The 18,175-nt window shown below is 66.1% G+C and carries 17 protein-coding genes and 2 other RNA genes; 15 read left to right on the forward strand and 4 right to left on the reverse strand.

Going from position 1 to position 18,175, the window contains the following annotated elements; genetic code table 11:
* Positions 1–3: 3 nt before the first annotated feature.
* From ASF90_RS04380 to ASF90_RS04390, 3 genes are all read right to left on the reverse strand, one after another.
* Positions 4–900, reverse strand: coding sequence for a hydroxymethylglutaryl-CoA lyase (locus ASF90_RS04380; RefSeq protein ID WP_055846456.1), 897 nt, complete (start codon positions 898–900; stop codon positions 4–6).
* A gap of 106 nt (positions 901–1,006) precedes the next feature.
* A complete protein-coding gene (locus ASF90_RS04385; RefSeq protein WP_055846458.1) occupies positions 1,007–1,396 on the reverse strand; it encodes a VOC family protein in 390 nt (129 codons plus the stop codon).
* Positions 1,393–2,190, reverse strand: a complete 798-nt coding sequence (locus ASF90_RS04390) for an enoyl-CoA hydratase-related protein (RefSeq protein ID WP_055846461.1) — start codon at positions 2,188–2,190, stop codon at positions 1,393–1,395. Before ASF90_RS04390 ends, ASF90_RS04385 begins: the two co-directional genes overlap by 4 nt.
* Positions 2,191–2,306: 116 nt before the next feature.
* On the opposite strand from ASF90_RS04390, the gene ASF90_RS04395 reads away from it, so the two are divergent.
* The 15 genes from ASF90_RS04395 (at position 2,307) to recJ (ending at position 16,827) form a co-directional block, all read left to right on the forward strand.
* Positions 2,307–2,555, forward strand: coding sequence for a FeoA family protein (locus ASF90_RS04395; RefSeq protein WP_055846464.1), 249 nt, complete (start codon positions 2,307–2,309; stop codon positions 2,553–2,555).
* Complete coding sequence (locus ASF90_RS04400) at positions 2,552–4,411, forward strand: ferrous iron transporter B (RefSeq protein WP_055846466.1); 1,860 nt, start codon at positions 2,552–2,554, stop codon at positions 4,409–4,411. The genes ASF90_RS04395 and ASF90_RS04400 overlap by 4 nt, the downstream gene beginning before the upstream one ends.
* A gap of 1 nt (position 4,412) precedes the next feature.
* Positions 4,413–4,667 (forward strand): DUF6587 family protein, encoded by a 255-nt coding sequence (locus tag ASF90_RS04405; RefSeq protein ID WP_055846469.1) that lies wholly within the window; start codon positions 4,413–4,415, stop codon positions 4,665–4,667.
* Between the two features lie 60 nt (positions 4,668–4,727).
* Positions 4,728–5,228: a hypothetical protein gene (locus ASF90_RS04410; protein ID WP_055846472.1), complete on the forward strand. Its 501-nt coding sequence runs from the start codon at positions 4,728–4,730 to the stop codon at positions 5,226–5,228.
* Positions 5,229–5,321: 93 nt separating this feature from the next.
* Positions 5,322–5,399: non-coding RNA, sX9 sRNA (locus tag ASF90_RS21375), on the forward strand.
* Positions 5,400–5,467: 68 nt separating this feature from the next.
* On the forward strand, positions 5,468–6,670 hold the full coding sequence (locus tag ASF90_RS04415) for a PLP-dependent aminotransferase family protein (RefSeq protein WP_055846475.1): 1,203 nt from the start codon (positions 5,468–5,470) through the stop codon (positions 6,668–6,670).
* The gene (locus ASF90_RS04420; RefSeq protein WP_055846477.1) at positions 6,667–7,386 is read left to right on the forward strand and encodes an MOSC domain-containing protein; all 720 of its coding nucleotides are present in this window, start codon (positions 6,667–6,669) and stop codon (positions 7,384–7,386) included. Before ASF90_RS04415 ends, ASF90_RS04420 begins: the two co-directional genes overlap by 4 nt.
* A 65-nt stretch (positions 7,387–7,451) precedes the next feature.
* A non-coding RNA gene (locus tag ASF90_RS21380) (sX9 sRNA) lies at positions 7,452–7,527 on the forward strand.
* 325 nt (positions 7,528–7,852) lie between these two features.
* Positions 7,853–8,569 carry a 4-hydroxy-tetrahydrodipicolinate reductase gene (gene dapB, locus ASF90_RS04425; RefSeq protein WP_055846480.1) on the forward strand — a complete coding sequence of 239 codons (717 nt, stop codon included), beginning with the start codon at positions 7,853–7,855 and terminating at the stop codon, positions 8,567–8,569.
* Between the two features lie 240 nt (positions 8,570–8,809).
* Positions 8,810–9,985, forward strand: a complete 1,176-nt coding sequence (gene carA, locus ASF90_RS04430) for a glutamine-hydrolyzing carbamoyl-phosphate synthase small subunit (RefSeq protein ID WP_055846483.1) — start codon at positions 8,810–8,812, stop codon at positions 9,983–9,985.
* On the forward strand, positions 9,985–10,428 hold the full coding sequence (locus tag ASF90_RS04435) for a hypothetical protein (protein ID WP_055846485.1): 444 nt from the start codon (positions 9,985–9,987) through the stop codon (positions 10,426–10,428). Before carA ends, ASF90_RS04435 begins: the two co-directional genes overlap by 1 nt.
* An 8-nt stretch (positions 10,429–10,436) precedes the next feature.
* On the forward strand, positions 10,437–13,679 hold the full coding sequence (carB, locus tag ASF90_RS04440; protein WP_055846488.1) for a carbamoyl-phosphate synthase large subunit: 3,243 nt from the start codon (positions 10,437–10,439) through the stop codon (positions 13,677–13,679).
* 8 nt (positions 13,680–13,687) lie between these two features.
* Positions 13,688–14,152, forward strand: a complete 465-nt coding sequence (gene greA / locus ASF90_RS04445; protein WP_193552439.1) for a transcription elongation factor GreA — start codon at positions 13,688–13,690, stop codon at positions 14,150–14,152.
* 18 nt (positions 14,153–14,170) lie between these two features.
* Positions 14,171–15,091: a hypothetical protein gene (locus tag ASF90_RS04450; RefSeq protein WP_055846492.1), complete on the forward strand. Its 921-nt coding sequence runs from the start codon at positions 14,171–14,173 to the stop codon at positions 15,089–15,091.
* Positions 15,088–16,827 carry a single-stranded-DNA-specific exonuclease RecJ gene (gene recJ, locus ASF90_RS04455; RefSeq protein WP_055846495.1) on the forward strand — a complete coding sequence of 580 codons (1,740 nt, stop codon included), beginning with the start codon at positions 15,088–15,090 and terminating at the stop codon, positions 16,825–16,827. The genes ASF90_RS04450 and recJ overlap by 4 nt, the downstream gene beginning before the upstream one ends.
* A 99-nt stretch (positions 16,828–16,926) precedes the next feature.
* Here recJ and ASF90_RS04460 read toward each other — a convergent pair whose 3' ends face one another.
* A complete protein-coding gene (locus ASF90_RS04460) occupies positions 16,927–17,958 on the reverse strand; it encodes a DUF1176 domain-containing protein (RefSeq protein WP_055846498.1) in 1,032 nt (343 codons plus the stop codon).
* Positions 17,959–18,175: the final 217 nt, after the last annotated feature.

The raw sequence follows: 18,175 nt of genomic DNA on the forward strand, positions 1-18,175 counted from the left end.
GTGTCAGCCGGCGGCCGCCAGCGCCTTGCCGACCTTGCTGCCGGTGTCGCGGCCCAGTAGCTGCGCCAGCCAGCGGCCAGTGTGGGCGAGGGCAGGTAGGTCGATCCCGGTCGATATGCCCAAGCCGTGCAGCAGATACACCACGTCTTCGCTGGCGACATTGCCGCTGGCGCCCTTGGCATAGGGGCAACCACCGGCGCCGGACACTGCGGCATCGACCACGCGCACACCTTGCTCCAGGCAGGCGGCGATATTGGCCAGCGCCTGCCCATAGGTGTCGTGGAAATGCACAGCTAGCGCGTGCATCGGCACCACCTCTGCCACCGCGGCCAGCATCTGGCGCGCCTTGCGCGGGGTGCCGACGCCGATGGTGTCGCCCAGCGAAATTTCGTAGCAGCCCAGCGCGTACAGCCGCTGCGCGACGTCCACCACGTCGGCCACTGGCACCTCGCCTTGATACGGGCAACCCAGCACCGTGGAGACGTAGCCGCGCACGCGCACGCCGTCGCTGGCAGCCTGTGCAAGGATCGGCCGGAACCGCTCGATCGATTCGTCGATACCGGCATTGGTATTGGTGCGGTTGAAGGCCTCCGACGCTGCGGTGAAGACCGCCACTTCCTGCGCGCCGGCTGCCTGCGCACGGGTGTAACCCTGCAGGTTCGGCACCAGCACCGGATAGGCGATGCCTGGCGCCTGGGCGATGCCGGCGAAGACCTCGGCTGCGTCGGCCAGCTGCGGCACCCAGCGCGGGCTGACGAAGCTGGTCGCCTCGATGGTGCGCAGGCCGGTGGCCGACAACCGATCGATCAGCGCGATCTTGTCGGCGGTGGCGATCGGTTGCGCCTCGTTCTGCAGCCCATCGCGCGGGCCGACCTCGACAATGCGCACGAAGTCGCTCATGCGCGAGCCCCGCTGCCTGCAGTAGTGCGAACAGCGACCAACACCACACCGCGCAAGGTCGCTGCGGCGCGTCGACAATCATCAGTGAAAGACATCGTTAACGTGCTCATGCGGCGCAGTGACAGACCACTTCGATGTTGTTGCCATCGGGGTCGAGTACGAAAGCGCTGTAATAGTCAGGGTGATACTGCGTGCGCAGGCCAGGTGCACCATGGTTGCGGCCGCCTGCAGCGAGCGCAGCCCGATGAAACGCATCGACCTCGGCGCGGTGGGTGGCGGCCAACGCCAGATGCGTATTGCCCGGCGCCTGTGGGTCGGCGCCCAGCCAGAGAACTGGCCGCTCGATACCGAAGCCGGCGTGGGCGCGGGTGCCTGTTTGTTCTGCACTCAGCTCCGTGATCAATGCAATGTTCAATGGAGCCAATGCGGCCTGATAGAACGCCACGCTGGCGCCCAGGTCGCTGCATGCAAGTCCCACATGATCGATCACGCTCATGCCGCGTTCTCCGGCATCCAGGCCGGCGAGCGTTTTTCCAGGAATGCGCCCAGGCCCTCCTGGCCTTCGGGCGAGACGCGCAAGCGGGCGATCCACGCGGCGTTGGCGGCATCGATGGCATCGCGGTCGGCAGCCGGCAGCACCGAACGGACCAGCGACTTGGCCGTACTGGCGGCTAGCGGCGCGGCCGCCAGCAGCAGACGCACCTGCCGCTCCACCGCAATGTCCAGTTGATCGGCCGCCACCAGTTGATGCAGCAGCCCCAGCAACTGCGCGGTGCCGGCGTCGAAGATCTCGCCGGTGGCAAACCAGCGGCGCGCCTGGCGTGCGCCGATGGCGGCGATGACATACGGCGAAATCACCGCGGGCAAGAGCCCCAGCTTGCTCTCGGTCAGGCCGAAGCGCGCCTCGGTGCAGCCGATGGCGATATCGCAGCACGCCACCAGCCCCACGCCGCCGCCGAAGGCTGCGCCATTGACGCGCGCGATGGTGGGTTTGGGCAGTTCGTCGAGCGTGCGCATCAGGCGCGCCAGCGCCAGTGCATCGGCGGCATTCTCGGCCTCGCTGGCGGTGGCCATGCCGCGCATCCAGTGCAGGTCGGCGCCGGCAGAGAAGGCGCCGCCGTCACCGGTCAGGATCACCACGCGAATGTGCGCCGCCGTGCCGGCCTGCTGCAGTGCGTCGGTCAACGCGGCAATCAAGGTCGCATCGAAGGCGTTGTGGACGGTCGGGCGGTGCAGTCGCAAGCTGCGGACCGGTCCCTGGTCCTCAACGATCAAGCCGGTGTCCTGCATTGCGCATACGTCCATGAATGGGATGCGAACCATGATAGCGGCACGGGTCGCCGGAGCCATGACGCGGTGCGTCGATGCTAGAATTGAGAACCATTCCTAACAATCAGGCCGTCTTTGTGACGCTGTCCGACATGCCTTTGCATCGCGCCGCTATCGTGGACTCCGTGGAGGATCGTCTCCCCAACGACACGATCGCCCGGCGCCTGCGCGAGCTGGGGTTTGTCGCAGGCGAGGAAGTGACCGTGCTGGCCACCGGGCCGGTCGGCCGCGAACCGTTGCTGGTGCAGGTGGGCTACACGCGTTTTGCCCTGCGCCGCAGCGAGGCCGCGCGCGTGCAGGTGCGGACAGACGGAGCATCGGCATGAATGCGGCGGCCGTGCCGCTGCGTTTGGCGCTGGTGGGCAACCCCAACAGCGGCAAGACCGCGCTGTTCAACCAGCTGACCGGCAGTCGCCAGAAGGTAGCCAACTACACCGGCGTCACCGTCGAGCGTAAGGAAGGGCATTTCCGTGCGCCGTCCGGTCGCGACTTTGCGGTGCTCGATCTGCCAGGCGCCTACAGCCTGCAACCGGCCAGCCTGGACGAAGCGATCACCCGCGACCTGTGCCGTGGTTTCTACCCCGGCGAGCCGGCGCCGGACGTGCTGGTGTGCGTGATGGATGCCACCAACCTGCGCCTGCATCTGCGCTTTGCGCTGGAGCTGCGCGAGTTGGGGCGGCCGATGATCGTGGCACTGAACATGGTCGACGCCGCGCAACGGCGTGGCATCGTGATCGATCTGCCGGCGCTGGAGCAGGCGCTCGGCGTGCCGGTGGTGGAGACCGTTGCGGTGCGGCGCGGTGGCGCCAAGGCTCTGGTCGAGCGCATCGATGCGCAGGCCGCCAGCCTGGCGGCACCGACCGCCACGCCGCCTGCCGACGGCAACTACCATTCGCAGGTGCGGCAGATCCTGAGCGCGGCGGTGACCATGCCGACGCGGACCTCGCGCGTGGACGATGCGCTGGACCGCTGGCTGCTGCACCCGATCTGGGGGCTGGTGACGCTGGCGGTGGTGATGTTCCTGATCTTCCAGGCGGTGTACGCCTGGGCCACGCCGCTGATGGACCTGATCGATGCCGGCACCGCATTGCTGGGCGAATGGGTGGGCACCACGCTGCCGGAGGGCCCGCTCAACAGTCTGCTCAAGGACGGCATCATTGCCGGTCTGGGCGGGGTGATCGTGTTCCTGCCGCAGATCCTGATCCTGTTCGCCTTCATCCTGGCACTGGAAGAATCCGGTTATCTGCCGCGTGCGGCATTCCTGCTTGATCGCATGATGGCGGCAGCCGGCTTGTCCGGGCGCTCGTTCATTCCGTTGCTGTCGAGCTTTGCGTGCGCGGTGCCGGGCATCATGTCCACGCGCAGCATCCAGGACCCGCGCGATCGCCTTGCCACCATTATGGTCGCGCCATTGATGACGTGCTCGGCGCGCCTGCCGGTGTACGCGCTGTTGATCGGTGCGTTCATTCCGCAGAAAACCGTGTGGGGCATCTTCAATCAGCAGGGGCTGATCCTGTTCGCCCTGTATGCCGCCGCCATCGTCAGCGCGTTGCTGGTGTCGTGGACCATGAAGAAGTGGCGTCGCGACAAAAGCGAGCATCCCTTGATGCTGGAGCTGCCGTCGTACCGCGTGCCGCAGCTGCGCGACCTGGCCTTGGGCTTGTGGGAACGCGCGGTGATCTTTCTCAAGCGCGTCGGCGGCATCATCCTGGCGCTGACCATTCTGCTGTGGTTCCTGCTGTCGTTCCCGGCCGCGCCGGCCAATGCGACCTTGCCGCCGATCGACTACAGCTTTGCCGGCCGCATCGGCCACGCGATGGCGGTGTTCTTCGCGCCGCTGGGCTTCAACTGGCAGATCTGCATCGCGTTGATTCCCGGCCTGGCCGCGCGCGAAGTGGCGGTGGCGTCGCTGGCCACCGTCTATGCGTTGTCGGCTGCCGATGACGACGCAGCGGCGCAGGCCTTGTCGCCGCTGATCAGCGACGGCTGGTCGCTGGCCACCGCGCTGTCGCTGCTGGTCTGGTACATCTACGCGCCGATGTGCATCTCCACCCTGGCCACGATCAAGCGCGAAACCAACTCGTGGAAGCAGATGACCATCAGTGCGGTCTACCTGTTCGCACTGGCGTATCTGGCCTCGCTGGTGACCTACCAGCTGGCCGTGTTGTTTGGCGCCGGCTGACATGGATCTTTCGCTCACCCTGCAATACGTGGTCATCGCTATCGCAGTGCTGGTCAGTCTTTGGGTGGTGATGAAGAAGCAATTCCCGAGCGCCTTGCGACGCATGCGCGGCGCGCTGGCACTCGCGTTGCTGCGCGATGGGCGACCGGCCTGGATGCAGACCCTGGGGAGACGCGTGGCGCCGCCGGCCACGCAAAGCAGTGCGGCCTGCGGTGGTTGCGACAGTTGCGGCCCAGTGCCAACACGCAAGCACTGATCCCGTTCGCCTCGGTTAAACTTGCACGGCCGCAGGACGCGGCGTGACAGGGGGCAGTACATGCGTTTGCTGGTGTTGTTGGCGGTTTTGGCCGCGGTTGCGGGGTTGTACAACTATGGCGGCAACGCGCTCGACGAGACGCAGGTGCGCGATTTCTACGCGGCGCACGACAAGGCGATGGTGAGTCAGGATGGTGAGGCGCTCTGCGCCATGACCGCGCCGGAATTCGAAATGGTGGTGCTGTACCGCATGGACTCCCATCAGAAACGCGAGACCGTCAATCGCGCCAAGTACTGCAAGTCCAACGGCGAGTGGGCACAGGTGCTGCAGCAGATGCGCTCTGTGGCGGAGCCGGAAGAACTGATGGACTACAAGCATTCGATTACCAAGATCGAGATCGCGCCCGATGAGCAATCGGCGATGGTCGAAACACGCGCAACGCTCGGCCTGCCGGGTCTGCGCATGACTTTCCGTTCGCGCGACAAGGTGGTGCGCAAGCGCTGGAAGACCTTGATCACGCGTAGCGAAGGCACCGCCTGGGTTGGTCCGGCGTATCGGTAGCCGGTAACCACGGTGCCTTCTACTGCCGCCAAGACCGTCTAACGACGCGACTGCGCGCACCGCCAGTTGGGCGCGGCCGATGCTCGGTGCGGCAGTGTCCACTCGTCCGCTCCGGTTCTAGGCGCGGCCGTCCACACCCACCTGACGACGGCTCGCCACGTTCTGTCAGCGCTCTACATCGCAGCACGCACGCTGCAGTGCACAGCGCCTGCATTACGGGCGTTGGGTATGCTTGCGGTATGACGACCTCCTTCCAGATCTCCCGACGTGCGCAGGCGCTGACCAGTTCGGCGATTCGCGAAATCCTCAAGGTGACCGAGCGGCCGGAGGTGACGTCCTTCGCCGGCGGTCTGCCATCGCCGGCGACCTTTCCGGTCGAGCGCATGCGCGCGGCCAGCGATCAGGTGTTGCGCGATGCGCCGCAGGCAGCGTTGCAATACGGCCCCACCGAAGGCTATGCGCCATTGCGCGAATGGGTGGCCGCGCGCTTGAGTCGCGATGGCGCCACGATCCGGCCCAGCCAGGTGCTGATCACCACCGGCTCGCAGCAAGGCCTGGATCTGCTCGGCAAGGTGTTCATCGACGAAGGCAGCAAGGTGCTGGTGGAGACGCCGAGCTATCTGGGCGCATTGCAGGCGTTTTCGCTGTTCCAACCAGCGTTTGTCGGCATGCCATCGGACGACGATGGCGTGGTGGTGGATGCGCTGGATCCGGCGCTGCTGGCCGATGCGCGCTTTCTGTATTGCCTGCCCAATTTTCAGAATCCCACTGGTCGTCGCCTGCCATTGGCGCGACGTCAGGCGCTGGTCGCGCGTGCGGCCGAGGCCGGTGTGCCGATCGTCGAAGACGACCCGTACGGCGAGCTGTACTACAGCGGCGAACCCCTGCCGAGCCTGCTGTCGATGAACCCGGAAGGCGTCATCTACATGGGCTCGTTCTCCAAGGTGTTGGCGCCCGGGTTGCGGTTGGGGTATGTCGTCGCGCCGGAGGCGGTGCTGGGCAAGCTAATCCAGGCCAAGCAGGCGGCCGATCTGCATACGCCTTCGTTCACCCAGCGCATGGTGTATCAGACGCTGCAGGACGACTTTCTCGACACGCATATCCCGCAGATCCGCGCGCTGTACGCGCGGCAGTGCAGTCTCATGCTGGACGCGTTGGACCGCCACTTCCCGGCGCAGGTGCAGTGGAACCGCCCCGAAGGCGGCATGTTCCTCTGGGTGACGCTGCCGCCGGGTCTGGATGGCACCGTGCTGCTGGCGCGTGCGATCGCACGCAATGTCGCCTTCGTGCCGGGTGCGCCGTTCTTTGCGACCTTGCCGCAAGTCAACACGCTGCGGCTGTCGTTCGTCACCGTGCCGGGCGAGAAGATCGATGCCGGCATCCAGGTGCTGGGTGAGGTGCTACGCGAGGCGCTGGCCGAACTGCCAGGGCAGGGCGCATGACATCGCCTGCGTTGGTGTCGCAAGCGCCGGTTGCCACGCACATCGATAGCGTCGCAATTGGTGTTGCGCGCGACTTCACCCGCCCCGGTAGCCGCAGCGCGATCGACAAGCGCGTCGTGCACGGGTCGCTGCAAGTCGGTGTCGAAGGCTTGCAAGGCGACGAGCAGGGCGACCGGCGCGTGCATGGCGGGCCGGACAAGGCGATTCATCATTATCCGCGCGACCACTACGCTGCCTGGCGCAACGAGATTGGCGCGCATGCACTGCTGGAAGCGGCCGGCGCGTTCGGCGAGAACCTGAGCAGCACCGGCCTGACCGAGGCCACGGTCTGCCTTGGCGATCGCTTTAGGTTGGGCACGGCCGTGGTGGAGGTCTCGCAGCTGCGTCAACCGTGCTGGAAGCTGTCGGACCGCTTCGGTGTGCGCGACATGGCGCGCCGGGTGCAGGAAACCGGCCGCACCGGCTGGTATTACCGCGTACTGCAGCCCGGTGCCGTGGCCTCCGGCGACACGCTGACACTGCAGGAGCGGCCGCATCCGAAGTGGAGCCTGTCGCGGGTACAGCAGGTGCTGTATGCACGCGAAGTCGATGTCGCGGCCATCACCGAGCTGCTACGTCTTCCGTTGGTGCCGTCGTGGCAGGCCTTGTTCGAGCGCCGCCTGCAGCGCAGCGAAGTGGAGAGCTGGAGCAGGCGCCTGACCGGCGTCGACGAATAAAGAGCAGCTAACAAAAAACCACCGTGCTCACCTCCAGGCGGGCGCGGCCGGTGCTCGGAATTCTCTTGTACGACTCGCACGCGTCGGTTGCTGCGCGCCGTGCACACCCAGCTGTGCACTGCTCGCTACGTTTTGTTAGCCGCTCCGGGCAGTCGTCGCGCTCTGCGGTCAGTGATTGGCCGCTAGCCAACCGCGCAAAAATCAGCGCAAAGCTAACGTCACGCGCTGCGGCGGCGCTGAAGGCCCAAGCGCATCGCCGAGCACGCGCAGTCTCCACAGATGCGCGCAGCCAGCCGCGGCGCCACTGCAAACGTCAACACGACAAGCCACAAGCGGCTCCACATCCACCAAACCACGACATCCCCAACAATCGCTCAGACCGCACACACCGCTCTGACGATTCCCCAATCCCGATTCCCGATTCCCGCACCTTGTGCAACCTCCACCGCCTCGCTAGCCTGCGGGCATGACAACGTCCCCTGTAAAAGTGTTGATCCACGGCGCCTCCGGGCGGATGGGCAAGGCATTGCTGCGCCTGGCGGCTGAAGACGACGCGTTGCATGTCGTCGGCGCGGTGGTAGGGCGCTCGCCATCGCAGCGCGTGGTGGACGGCGTGCCGTTCTTTGCCGCCAGCGAACTGGGCGGTGCACCAGCCTTCGATGTGGCCATCGACTTCAGCCTGCCGCAAGGCTTTGCGCCGATCCTGGCGCTGTGCGCGCAACGCGGTAAGCCGCTGGTGTCCGGCACCACCGGGTTGGACGAGGCGCAACGCGCCGCGCTGCGCGATGCTGCGCAACAGATTCCGTTGGTGTGGGCCTCCAACTTCAGCCTGGGTGTCGCGGTGCTCACCGAATTGGTCGAGCGTGCCGCCGGCACCTTGCCAGGGTGGGATTGCGACATCATCGAAGCGCATCACGTCCACAAACAGGACGCGCCATCCGGTACCGCATTGACGCTGGGCGAAGCTGCCACCGGCAGCGGGGCGCAGCCGCGGTTTGCCAGCCTACGGGCCGGCGATATCGTCGGCGAGCACACGGTGCAGTTCACCGGGCTGGGCGAGCGCGTCGAGCTGGTGCACCGCGCCACCAATCGCGACATCTTCGCGCGCGGCGCCCTGCACGCGGCCAAACGCCTGATTGGCCGGCCGGCCGGCAGCTACCGGGTACGCGACCTGGTGCTGTAAGACATCGCGCAACCGCGTATGAACAATTGCACGGTTGCGCGGCGTATTCATGCCGCCGTTGCGATGCGCCCGGCGCATTGACTGCGCTGCAGGCTGGCAAGCCGGGGCACTTGCCTTTACAATTCTCGCTTGCCCGAACCAGCGTCGGACCGGTCCCCAGCACCGCGTCCGCGCTTTGCTGCAACCGGAATTTGGCCGGAAGCGCATCGGAGTCCCAGGCAGCCAGAGCGAGACCCCCACGTGACCCAACCCGCAATCCTTGTCCTCGAAGACGGCACCGTGTTCGAGGGCGAATCCGTAGGCGCCACCGGGCTTTCTGTCGGTGAAGTGGTGTTCAACACCGCCATGACCGGCTATCAGGAAGTCCTGACCGATCCCTCCTACGCCCGCCAGATGATCACGCTGACCTATCCGCACATCGGCAATACCGGCTTTACCGACCAGGATGACGAAGCCCGCAAGATCTGGGCCGCCGGCCTGATCGTGCGCGATGTGCCGCGCCGCCCCAGCAACTGGCGCAGCCAGGTGGCCTTGCCGGAGTGGCTACAGGCCCGCGGCGTAGTCGCCATCTCCGGCATCGACACCCGCAAGCTGACCCGCCTGTTGCGCGAGAAGGGCGCCCAGAACGGCGCGCTGATGGCCGGCGAGATCGACGTCGAAAAGGCGCTGGAAGCCGCGCGCAAGTTCCCCGGCCTGAAGGGCATGGATCTGGCCAAGGTGGTCTCCACCGAGACGCGTTACACCTGGCAGGAAGGCTCGCTCGATCTGAACTCCGACGCCTTTCTCGGCCTCGGTGCGTTGAATAGTGGCAAGTCCGCAGATGCAGGTGCGAACTCTGTCGAAGGACGCACGTTCAAGGTCGTGGCCTACGACTACGGCGTGAAGCTCAACATCCTGCGCATGCTGGCCGAGCGCGGGTGCGACGTCACCGTAGTGCCGGCGCAGACCCCGGTGGCCGAGGTGCTGGCGATGCAGCCCGATGGCGTGTTCCTGTCCAACGGCCCGGGCGACCCGGAACCCTGCGATTACGCGATTGCCGCGATCAAGGAACTGATCGCGCAGAAGATGCCCACCTTCGGCATCTGCCTGGGCCATCAGCTGCTGGCGTTGGCCGCCGGCGCGAAGACGGTGAAGATGACCACCGGCCACCACGGCGCCAATCACCCGGTGCAGGATCTGGATGGCGGGCGGGTGATGATCACTTCGCAGAATCATGGCTTTGCGGTGGACGAAACCACACTGCCGGCCAATGTGCGGGTCACCCATCGCTCGCTGTTCGATGGCACCAACCAGGGCATCGCCCTGACCGACGCACCGGCGTTCTCGTTCCAGGGCCACCCGGAAGCTTCGCCGGGCCCGCGCGATGTGGGGCCGTTGTTCGACCGGTTTACCGCGTTGATGGCGGCCAGGGCCTGATGATGGCGTCGCTGGCTCTGCCGTCGCGACCGTGCCGTTGGCGTGTGTACGTGTTGGCGGCGCTGGCGCTGGCGGCCTATCCGGCGTTCGTGCTGGTTGCGGTGTATTCGCAGTGGCTCGGCGCTGGGCTGGCAGGTGGACGCAACGGCCCGGCCGATGCGTATCGGCACAGCCTTGCAAGCGCCATCGTCGCCTACACCTTGTCCCCGCGTTGCGTGGATTTGGTGACGGCGGTGATGGAGCGCGGCGGGCAGGGCAACGCCAGTCGGGCGATGGATGCCCACAACAACACGATCGGCGCGCGCATTGGCGCGGCCGCTCCGAGCTGGGCCGCGATGCAGCGAGAGGTTCGCGCCGCGGTCGACCATGGTGCGATCGATGCCCGATCGCCCAACCAGATTACCTGGCGCGCCCCTGCGGCGTGGCAGGACCGACTTTACTGAGGACCCCCATGCCAAAGCGCACCGACCTAAAAACCATTCTGATCATCGGCGCCGGCCCGATCGTCATCGGCCAGGCCTGCGAGTTCGATTACTCCGGCGCGCAGGCGTGCAAGGCGCTGCGCGACGAGGGCTACCGCGTGGTGCTGGTCAACAGCAACCCGGCCACGATCATGACCGACCCGGACATGGCCGATGCGGTGTATATCGAGCCGATCAACTGGCAGACGGTCGAAAAGATCATCGCCAAGGAAAAGCCCGATGCGCTGCTGCCGACCATGGGCGGGCAGACCGCGCTGAACTGCGCGCTGGACCTGGCCGACCACGGTGTGCTGGAGAAGTACAACGTCGAGCTGATCGGCGCCAAGCGCGAAGCGATTCGCATGGCCGAAGACCGCGAGTTGTTCCGCGTGGCGATGGGCGAAATCGGCCTGGATTGCCCCAAGGCCGAAGTGGCGCATACGCTGGAAGAAGCGCTGGATATCCAGACCCGCGTCGGCTACCCGACCATCATCCGCCCCAGCTTCACCCTGGGCGGTAGCGGTGGCGGCATCGCCTACAACCGCGAAGAACTGATCGATATCGTCGGCCGCGGCCTGGAACTGTCGCCGACCACCGAAGTGCTGGTGGAAGAATCGGTGCTGGGCTGGAAGGAATTCGAGATGGAGGTTGTGCGCGATACCGCGGACAACTGCATCATCGTCTGCGCGATCGAAAACCTCGACCCGATGGGCGTGCACACCGGCGACTCGATCACCGTGGCGCCGGCACAAACGCTCACCGACAAGGAATATCAGCGCCTGCGCGATGCGTCCATTGCAGTGCTGCGCAAGATCGGCGTCGATACCGGCGGCTCCAACGTGCAGTTCGGCATCAGCCCGACCAATGGCCGGGTGGTGGTGATCGAGATGAATCCGCGCGTGTCGCGTTCGTCGGCGCTGGCGTCCAAGGCCACCGGTTTCCCGATCGCCAAGGTCGCCGCCAAGCTGGCGGTGGGCTACACGCTGGACGAATTGCGCAACGAGATCACCGGTGGGTTGACCCCGGCCTCGTTCGAGCCGTCGATTGACTATGTGGTCACCAAGATTCCGCGCTTTGCGTTCGAAAAATTCCCGCAGGCCGATGCGCGCCTGACCACGCAGATGAAGTCGGTGGGCGAGGTGATGGCGATGGGCCGCACCTTCCAGGAATCGCTGCAGAAGGCGCTGCGCGGCCTGGAAACCGGCAAGATCGGGTTGGACCCGACCGGCCTGGATCTGGGCAGCGAAGACGATATCGCTGCGCTCAAGCGCGAGCTCAAGGCCCCCGGCCCGGAGCGTCTGTTCTATGTGGCCGATGCGTTCCGCGCCGGCATGAGCGTGGACGAGGTGTATGCGCTGTCGTTCATCGACCCCTGGTTCCTGGATCAGATCGAAGAACTCGTCAGCCACGAGCAGCAGCTGGCCGACGATGGCATGGCCGCGCTGGACGCGCCGCGTCTGCGCAAGCTCAAGCGCGCCGGTTTCTCCGATGCGCGCCTGGCCGAGCTGATCGGCAGCAACGAAGAATCGGTGCGCACGCTGCGTCGCGCGCTGAAGGTGCGCCCGGTCTACAAGCGCGTCGACTCGTGCGCGGCCGAATTCGCCACCAGCACCGCGTACCTGTATTCGACCTACGAGGACGAATGCGAAGCGCTGCCGACCAATCGCGACAAGATCATGATCCTGGGCGGTGGCCCCAACCGCATCGGCCAGGGCATCGAGTTCGATTACTGCTGCGTGCATGCGGCACTGGCGCTGCGCGACGACGGGTACGAGACCATCATGGTCAACTGCAACCCGGAAACCGTCTCCACCGATTACGACACCTCCGACCGTCTGTACTTCGAGCCGCTCACGCTGGAAGACGTGCTGGAAATCGTCGAGCTGGAACAGCCCAAGGGCGTGATCGTGCAGTACGGCGGCCAGACCCCGCTGAAGCTGGCGCGCGCGCTGGAAGCCAACGGCGTGCCGGTGATCGGCACCTCGCCGGACTCGATCGATCTGGCCGAAGACCGCGAGCGTTTCCAGCAGCTGGTCGACAAGCTGGGCCTGAAGCAGCCGCCGAACCGCATTGCCCGCAACCCGGAAGAAGCGCTGGTGCTGGCGCGCGAGATCGGCTACCCGCTGGTGGTGCGCCCGAGCTACGTGCTGGGCGGCCGCGCCATGGAAATCGTGTACGGCGAATCCGATCTGGCGCGCTATGTTCGCGATGCGGTGAAGGTGTCCAACGATTCGCCGGTGCTGCTGGACCGCTTCCTCGACAATGCGGTGGAAGTGGACGTGGACATCATTGCCGACAAGGACGGCAACGTGCTGATCGGCGGCCTAATGGAGCACATCGAAGAAGCCGGCGTGCACTCGGGTGACTCGTCGTGCTCGCTGCCGCCGTATTCGCTCTCGCCCAAGACCCAGGCCGAGCTGCGTCGCCAGGTGGTGATGCTGGCCGAAGGCTTGAACGTGGTCGGCCTGATGAACACCCAGTTTGCGGTGCAGGTGGATGAGGCTGGCGACGATGTGGTGTTCCTGCTGGAAGTGAACCCGCGTGCTTCACGCACCGTGCCGTTCGTGTCCAAGGCCATCGGCATCCCGCTGGCCAAGATCGCCGCACGCTGCATGGCCGGCAAGACGCTGGCGGAGCAGGGCGCCACCAAGGAAATCGTGCCGGACTATTACTCGGTGAAGGAGGCGATCTTCCCGTTCGCCAAGTTCCAGGGCGTGGACCCGATCCTCGGGCCGGAGATGCGCTCCACCGGTGAGGTGATGGGCGTGGGCCGCAGCTTCAGCGCCGCGTTTGCGCGCGCGCAGGAAGCCGGCGGCATCAAGGCACCGCCGGTGGGCAAGGCCTTCGTCTCGGTGCGCGACCCGGACAAGAAGCGCGTGCTGCCGGTGGCGCAGGCGCTGGTGGAACGCGGCTTCACCCTGGTGGCCACGCGCGGCACCGGTGCCTGGCTGCAACAGAATGGGCTGAGTTGCGAGATCGTCAACAAGGTGGCCGAAGGCCGCCCGCATATCGTCGACTCGATCAAGAACGGCGAGATCGTCTATATCGTCAACACCACCGAAGGTCGCGCCGCCATCTCGGATTCGTTCTCGATCCGTCGTGAAGCGCTGCAGCATCGCGTGACCTATTCGACCACTGTCGCCGGCGCCAAGGCGCTGGTGCATTCGCTGGAATTCCGCGGCACCGGCCCTGTCTGGTCGCTGCAGGAACTGCACAAGGAGCTGGAAGCATGAGAGCACCCATGACCGCGAAGGGCGCGCTGCGCCTGCGCGAAGAACTCGATCAGTTGAAGTCGGTCAAGCGTCCGGCGGTGATCAGTGCGATCGCCGAAGCGCGCGCGCACGGCGACCTGAAGGAAAATGCCGAATACCATGCCGCGCGTGAGCAGCAGAGCTTCATCGAAGGCCGCATCAAGCAGCTGGAAGGCGAGCTCTCGCATGCCGAGATCATCGACATCACCAAGTTGTCGGCCGGCAGCAAGATCGTGTTCGGCGCCACCGTGACCCTGGCCGATACCGAGACCGACGAAGAGAAGCGCTACCAGATCGTTGGCGATCTGGAGGCGGACATCAAGATGGGCATGATCGCGATTTCTTCGCCGTTGGCGCGCGCCCTGATCGGCAAGCTGGAAGGCGATTCGGTCACCATCGACGCGCCGGCCGGCCAACGCGAGTACGAAGTGGTCACCGTCGCGTATCTGGATTGACGCACTGACGCCTGAGCGATGACGACCGCAACGCTGCTGCTGCCCGAAAAACGCCGTCTGCCCGGAACGCTGGACAACGCGGTGGTGGCCAGTGCCCTGGCGCGCGCCGATCTGCACACCGCCGATGCCGGCGAAGTGGCGCAGTTGCAGCGGCATTTCACGTTGACGCCAGCGCAGTGGCCGGTGGCGGCATTGACCCGGCAACTGGATGCCGGCGATGCCGCAGGCGCCACCTGGGTGCGTGCCGACCCGGCCTATGTGGTGCCGGACATGCAGGGCGCACGCCTGATGGGCTACGGCGAGGCGCTTGGCGCCACCGCTGAGGACCTGGCGGTGCTGCTGCCGATCCTCAAGCCGATGTTCGGCGATGCCGGATTTGTGCTCGATGCGCCGACCCCATCGCGCTGGTATCTGCGTCTGTCGCCGGATGCCAAGCTGCCGGACTTCGCGCCGCCGGATGTGGCGATCGGCGACGATCTGTTCGAGCATCTGCCGGCCGGCGATTCTGGCCGGCGCTGGCGTGCCTTGCTGACCGAAGCGCAGGTGTTGCTGCATCAGCATCCGTGGAACGAAGGCCGCGTGGCCAGCGGCAAGCCGGCGATCAATTCGCTGTGGTTCTGGGGCGGCGGCGCACTGCCGCATGCGGTGACATCGCCGCATCGGCAGGTGCGCAGCCGCGAGTCGTTGCTGCGCGCGCTGGCGCTGGCGGCCAGTGCCGATGCGCAGGGCGATCAACGCGTGGATGCGCTGGTGGACCTGCGCCATCTGCGCTCGCTGCAGCAGTTCGGCGACGACGCAGTGGCACCGCTGCTGGCGGCGATGGCACGTAGCGAACTGGATCGGCTGGTGCTGGATTTCCAGGACGGCGAAACGCTGACGTTGGCACGCACGCAACGCTGGCGGTTCTGGCGCACGCCGCGACAGCAACTGACGCAATGACCTCCACTCCCCGGATCGTCCGGCGCCCGCCAGGGCAGGCCGGAAGTTGGCCCGATGCCATGTTGCCGCTGCTGCGCCGCATCTACGCCGCGCGCGGTGTCCGCGATGCGCAGGGCGCGCAACCGCGGCTGGGCCAGTTGCTCTCGCCCGAGTTGCTGCACAACAGCGACGTGGCCGCCAATCTGTTGGCCGATGCGATCGCCCAGCAACGGCGTATCCTGGTGGTGGGTGATTTCGACTGCGATGGCGCCACCGCCTGCGCGGTTGGCGTGCGCGGTTTGCGCATGCTCGGCGCGCTGGATGTGCACCACGCCGTGCCCAATCGCATGGTGCACGGCTATGGCCTGTCGCCTGCCTTGGTGGACGAGCTGGCTGCGCTGCAACCGGAGGTGTTGGTCACCGTCGATCACGGCATCGCCTGCCATGCCGGCGTGGCCGCCGCCAAGGCGCGCGGCTGGACGGTACTGGTCACCGACCACCATTTGCCGGGCGAGGTGCTGCCGCCGGCCGATGCGATCGTCGACCCGAACCTGGCGGTCGACAGCTTTCCCAGCAAATCGCTGGCCGGCGTCGGCGTGATTTTTTACGTGTTGCTGGCGCTGCGCAGTGCGCTGCGCGCGCGCGGCGCCTTTGCCGACCGTGCCGAGCCGGATCTGTCGGTGTTGCTGGATCTGGTCGCCGTCGGCACGGTGGCCGATCTGGTGCCGCTGGACACCAATAACCGCGCGCTGGTGTCGGCCGGGTTGCGTCGACTGCGCGAGGGCAAGGGCTGCATCGGATTGCGCGCGCTGATCGATGCCAGCGGCCGCGATGTCGCGCGTCTGAGCGCCAGCGATATCGGCTTCGCGCTCGGGCCGCGCTTGAACGCGGCCGGCCGGCTGGAAGACATGTCATTGGGCATCGAGCTGTTGCTCAGCGAAGACTGGAACCGGGCGCGCGAGATCGCCGCCACGCTCGAAGAGATCAATGCCGAGCGCCGCGCGGTGCAGCAGTTGATGACCGACGATGCCGAGCAGGCGGTGACCAAGGTGGTGCTGGATGCCGATGGCGCCTTGCCGATCGCCGCCTGCCTGTTCGATGCGGAATGGCACCCCGGCGTGATCGGCTTGGTCGCCTCCAAATTGAAAGACCGGTTGCACCGTCCGGTGATCGCGCTGGCCCCGGCCGAGCCGGGCAGCAGCCAGTTGCGCGGTTCGGCGCGGTCCATTCCCGGCCTGCATATCCGCGACGTGCTGGCGGCGGTGGATGCGCGTCATCCAGGCTTACTGCAGAAGTTCGGCGGCCATGCGATGGCGGCGGGCTTGAGCATGGATCATGCCGCGCTGGCCACCTTCGAGCAGGCGTTTCAGGCGCAGGTACACGCGATGGTGGATGCGTCGCTGCTGCATGCCGAGTTGCACAGCGATGGCGAGCTGGCCGCGCACGAACTCGATCACGTGCATGCCGAGGCGCTGCGTGTGGCCGGACCGTGGGGGCAGGGCTTTCCGGAGCCGCTGTTCGACGGCGAGTTCGAGATATTGCAATGGCGTCTGCTCAAGGAACGCCATCTCAAGCTGACCTTGCGTTGCGCCGGTCGTGCCGAGCCGCTCAATGCCATCCATTTCAACGGATGGCGTGGCAGCGAACCGGCACGCAAGGTGCGGCTGGCGTATCGGTTGGTCAGCGACGATTACCGCGGCGGCACTGCGGTGCAGTTGATCGTGGAGCATTGCGAGCCGGTCGTGGTCACCGCCTGAGCCGAACGCGTGGCGACTTGCCTGCCTGCGCTGTTTTGATATGAGTGCAAATAACTGCGGGCGCCCAATGGCGCCCGCAGCTGTCAGACAACAACGCTGTTACTTCTTGACTGCGGTCACCAGCGTGGGGAGCTGCCAGGCACCGCCGGCGATTCCGCGGCACAGACCGGAATTGGACTTGGCGGTCTGCACAAAGCGCTGTCCAGTCCAGCCCCAGCTGGCATCGACCGAGCAATCGCCCAGCCCACGTCCCTTCTGCGACGAGCGAATGGTCGACCCGCTCAGATCGGTGCCCTGCAGGGTCACCAGCACAGGTGCAAACGGCGCGCGGGCGTTGACCACCCAATACCCCATGCCGAGGTTGTAGGCACCCAGCGTGCAGGCAGCCGACACCAGCAGCTTGTCGTTGCTCAGGCGCGCGATGTTCAGCGGCTCCTGCGCGCCGCCCGGCTCCAGTGCCTGGCATTGCTCTTTGGCAGGCAGAGCGGTTTTCAGCGCGGCAGACAGCGCCGGCAGACGCGCCAGCTTGGCATCGCCGGGTTGCGCGGCAGCGAGCTTGGCCAATTGCACCTGTGGAGCCGGCAGTGCCGGCAACACCGCCGATTCATTGCCCTTGCCCTTGCGGACCAGGGCGCCGCGGGTGCCCAGGCGGCCCTGGAACTCATCCATCTTGAGTAGCACGGCGCTGGCGCCCTGATCGGAGAGCTGCCAACGGCGGCCATCGTTACCCACCGCCGCAATGGCTGCGCTCTCACCGGTCAGTGCCGTCAGCAGTGCGCTGGTCTGGGCGGCGCTCAGCGTGGCGCTGCCTGTCGCGCCTTGCAGATTCAGGGGGCCGAGATCGCGCTTGCCGATGGACAGTGTCAGGGTCGAGGGAGCGGTAGCCTGCTTGAGCTGACCGATTTTGAGCTGCGCGGTCACCGGTTGTGCAGCTCCGGCCTTGCGGGTGAGCAGCACAGAGACCGCCGGTTCGGTGTCCTCCGGTTGGTAGCCGGCGGCACGGCAGGTGCGGGTGTTGTCGCAGGCGATCGTCCAGTCCTTGTGACTGAAGTCGATACCGGTTGCGGAGGCGGCGGCAAGTGCTGCGCCAGGCGAGAGTATCAGTGCGGCGGCGATCAGGTTGATGCGCATGTCTTTCTTTCAGGGTGGATCGAGCCGGCATCTTGAGCGCTCGTTTCCAACGCCGTCTATACGGTCTCGCGCTGCTACCTAGTAGATCCGTGGAGCCGTTCAGTTCGACGCGCGTGGCCGGCAGCGCTACCGCTGCGGCCTTGCGAAATCTTGTCCGTTCATGCGATCCGCAGTGCAGAGATTCAGGCTGGAGCCGGCTCGGTCGAACGACATCGCT

This window comes from Xanthomonas sp. Leaf148, assembly GCF_001423585.1.
Lineage (GTDB): Bacteria > Pseudomonadota > Gammaproteobacteria > Xanthomonadales > Xanthomonadaceae > Xanthomonas.

Bases quoted from the DNA above. Each gene is read 5' to 3' on its own strand.
- recJ (WP_055846495.1), top strand. From the start codon at position 15,088: ATGACCTCCACTCCCCGGATCGTCCGGCGCCCGCCAGGGCAGGCCGGA.
- ASF90_RS04415 (WP_055846475.1), top strand. From the start codon at position 5,468: ATGACGACCTCCTTCCAGATCTCCCGACGTGCGCAGGCGCTGACCAGT.
- ASF90_RS04410 (WP_055846472.1), top strand. From the start codon at position 4,728: ATGCGTTTGCTGGTGTTGTTGGCGGTTTTGGCCGCGGTTGCGGGGTTG.
- ASF90_RS04460 (WP_055846498.1), bottom strand. From the start codon at position 17,958: ATGCGCATCAACCTGATCGCCGCCGCACTGATACTCTCGCCTGGCGCA.
- ASF90_RS04385 (WP_055846458.1), bottom strand. From the start codon at position 1,396: ATGAGCGTGATCGATCATGTGGGACTTGCATGCAGCGACCTGGGCGCC.
- greA (WP_193552439.1), top strand. From the start codon at position 13,688: ATGACCGCGAAGGGCGCGCTGCGCCTGCGCGAAGAACTCGATCAGTTG.
- ASF90_RS04405 (WP_055846469.1), top strand. From the start codon at position 4,413: ATGGATCTTTCGCTCACCCTGCAATACGTGGTCATCGCTATCGCAGTG.
- ASF90_RS04390 (WP_055846461.1), bottom strand. From the start codon at position 2,190: ATGCAGGACACCGGCTTGATCGTTGAGGACCAGGGACCGGTCCGCAGC.
- ASF90_RS04435 (WP_055846485.1), top strand. From the start codon at position 9,985: ATGATGGCGTCGCTGGCTCTGCCGTCGCGACCGTGCCGTTGGCGTGTG.
- ASF90_RS04400 (WP_055846466.1), top strand. From the start codon at position 2,552: ATGAATGCGGCGGCCGTGCCGCTGCGTTTGGCGCTGGTGGGCAACCCC.
- ASF90_RS04380 (WP_055846456.1), bottom strand. From the start codon at position 900: ATGAGCGACTTCGTGCGCATTGTCGAGGTCGGCCCGCGCGATGGGCTG.
- carB (WP_055846488.1), top strand. From the start codon at position 10,437: ATGCCAAAGCGCACCGACCTAAAAACCATTCTGATCATCGGCGCCGGC.
- dapB (WP_055846480.1), top strand. From the start codon at position 7,853: ATGACAACGTCCCCTGTAAAAGTGTTGATCCACGGCGCCTCCGGGCGG.
- ASF90_RS04450 (WP_055846492.1), top strand. From the start codon at position 14,171: ATGACGACCGCAACGCTGCTGCTGCCCGAAAAACGCCGTCTGCCCGGA.
- ASF90_RS04420 (WP_055846477.1), top strand. From the start codon at position 6,667: ATGACATCGCCTGCGTTGGTGTCGCAAGCGCCGGTTGCCACGCACATC.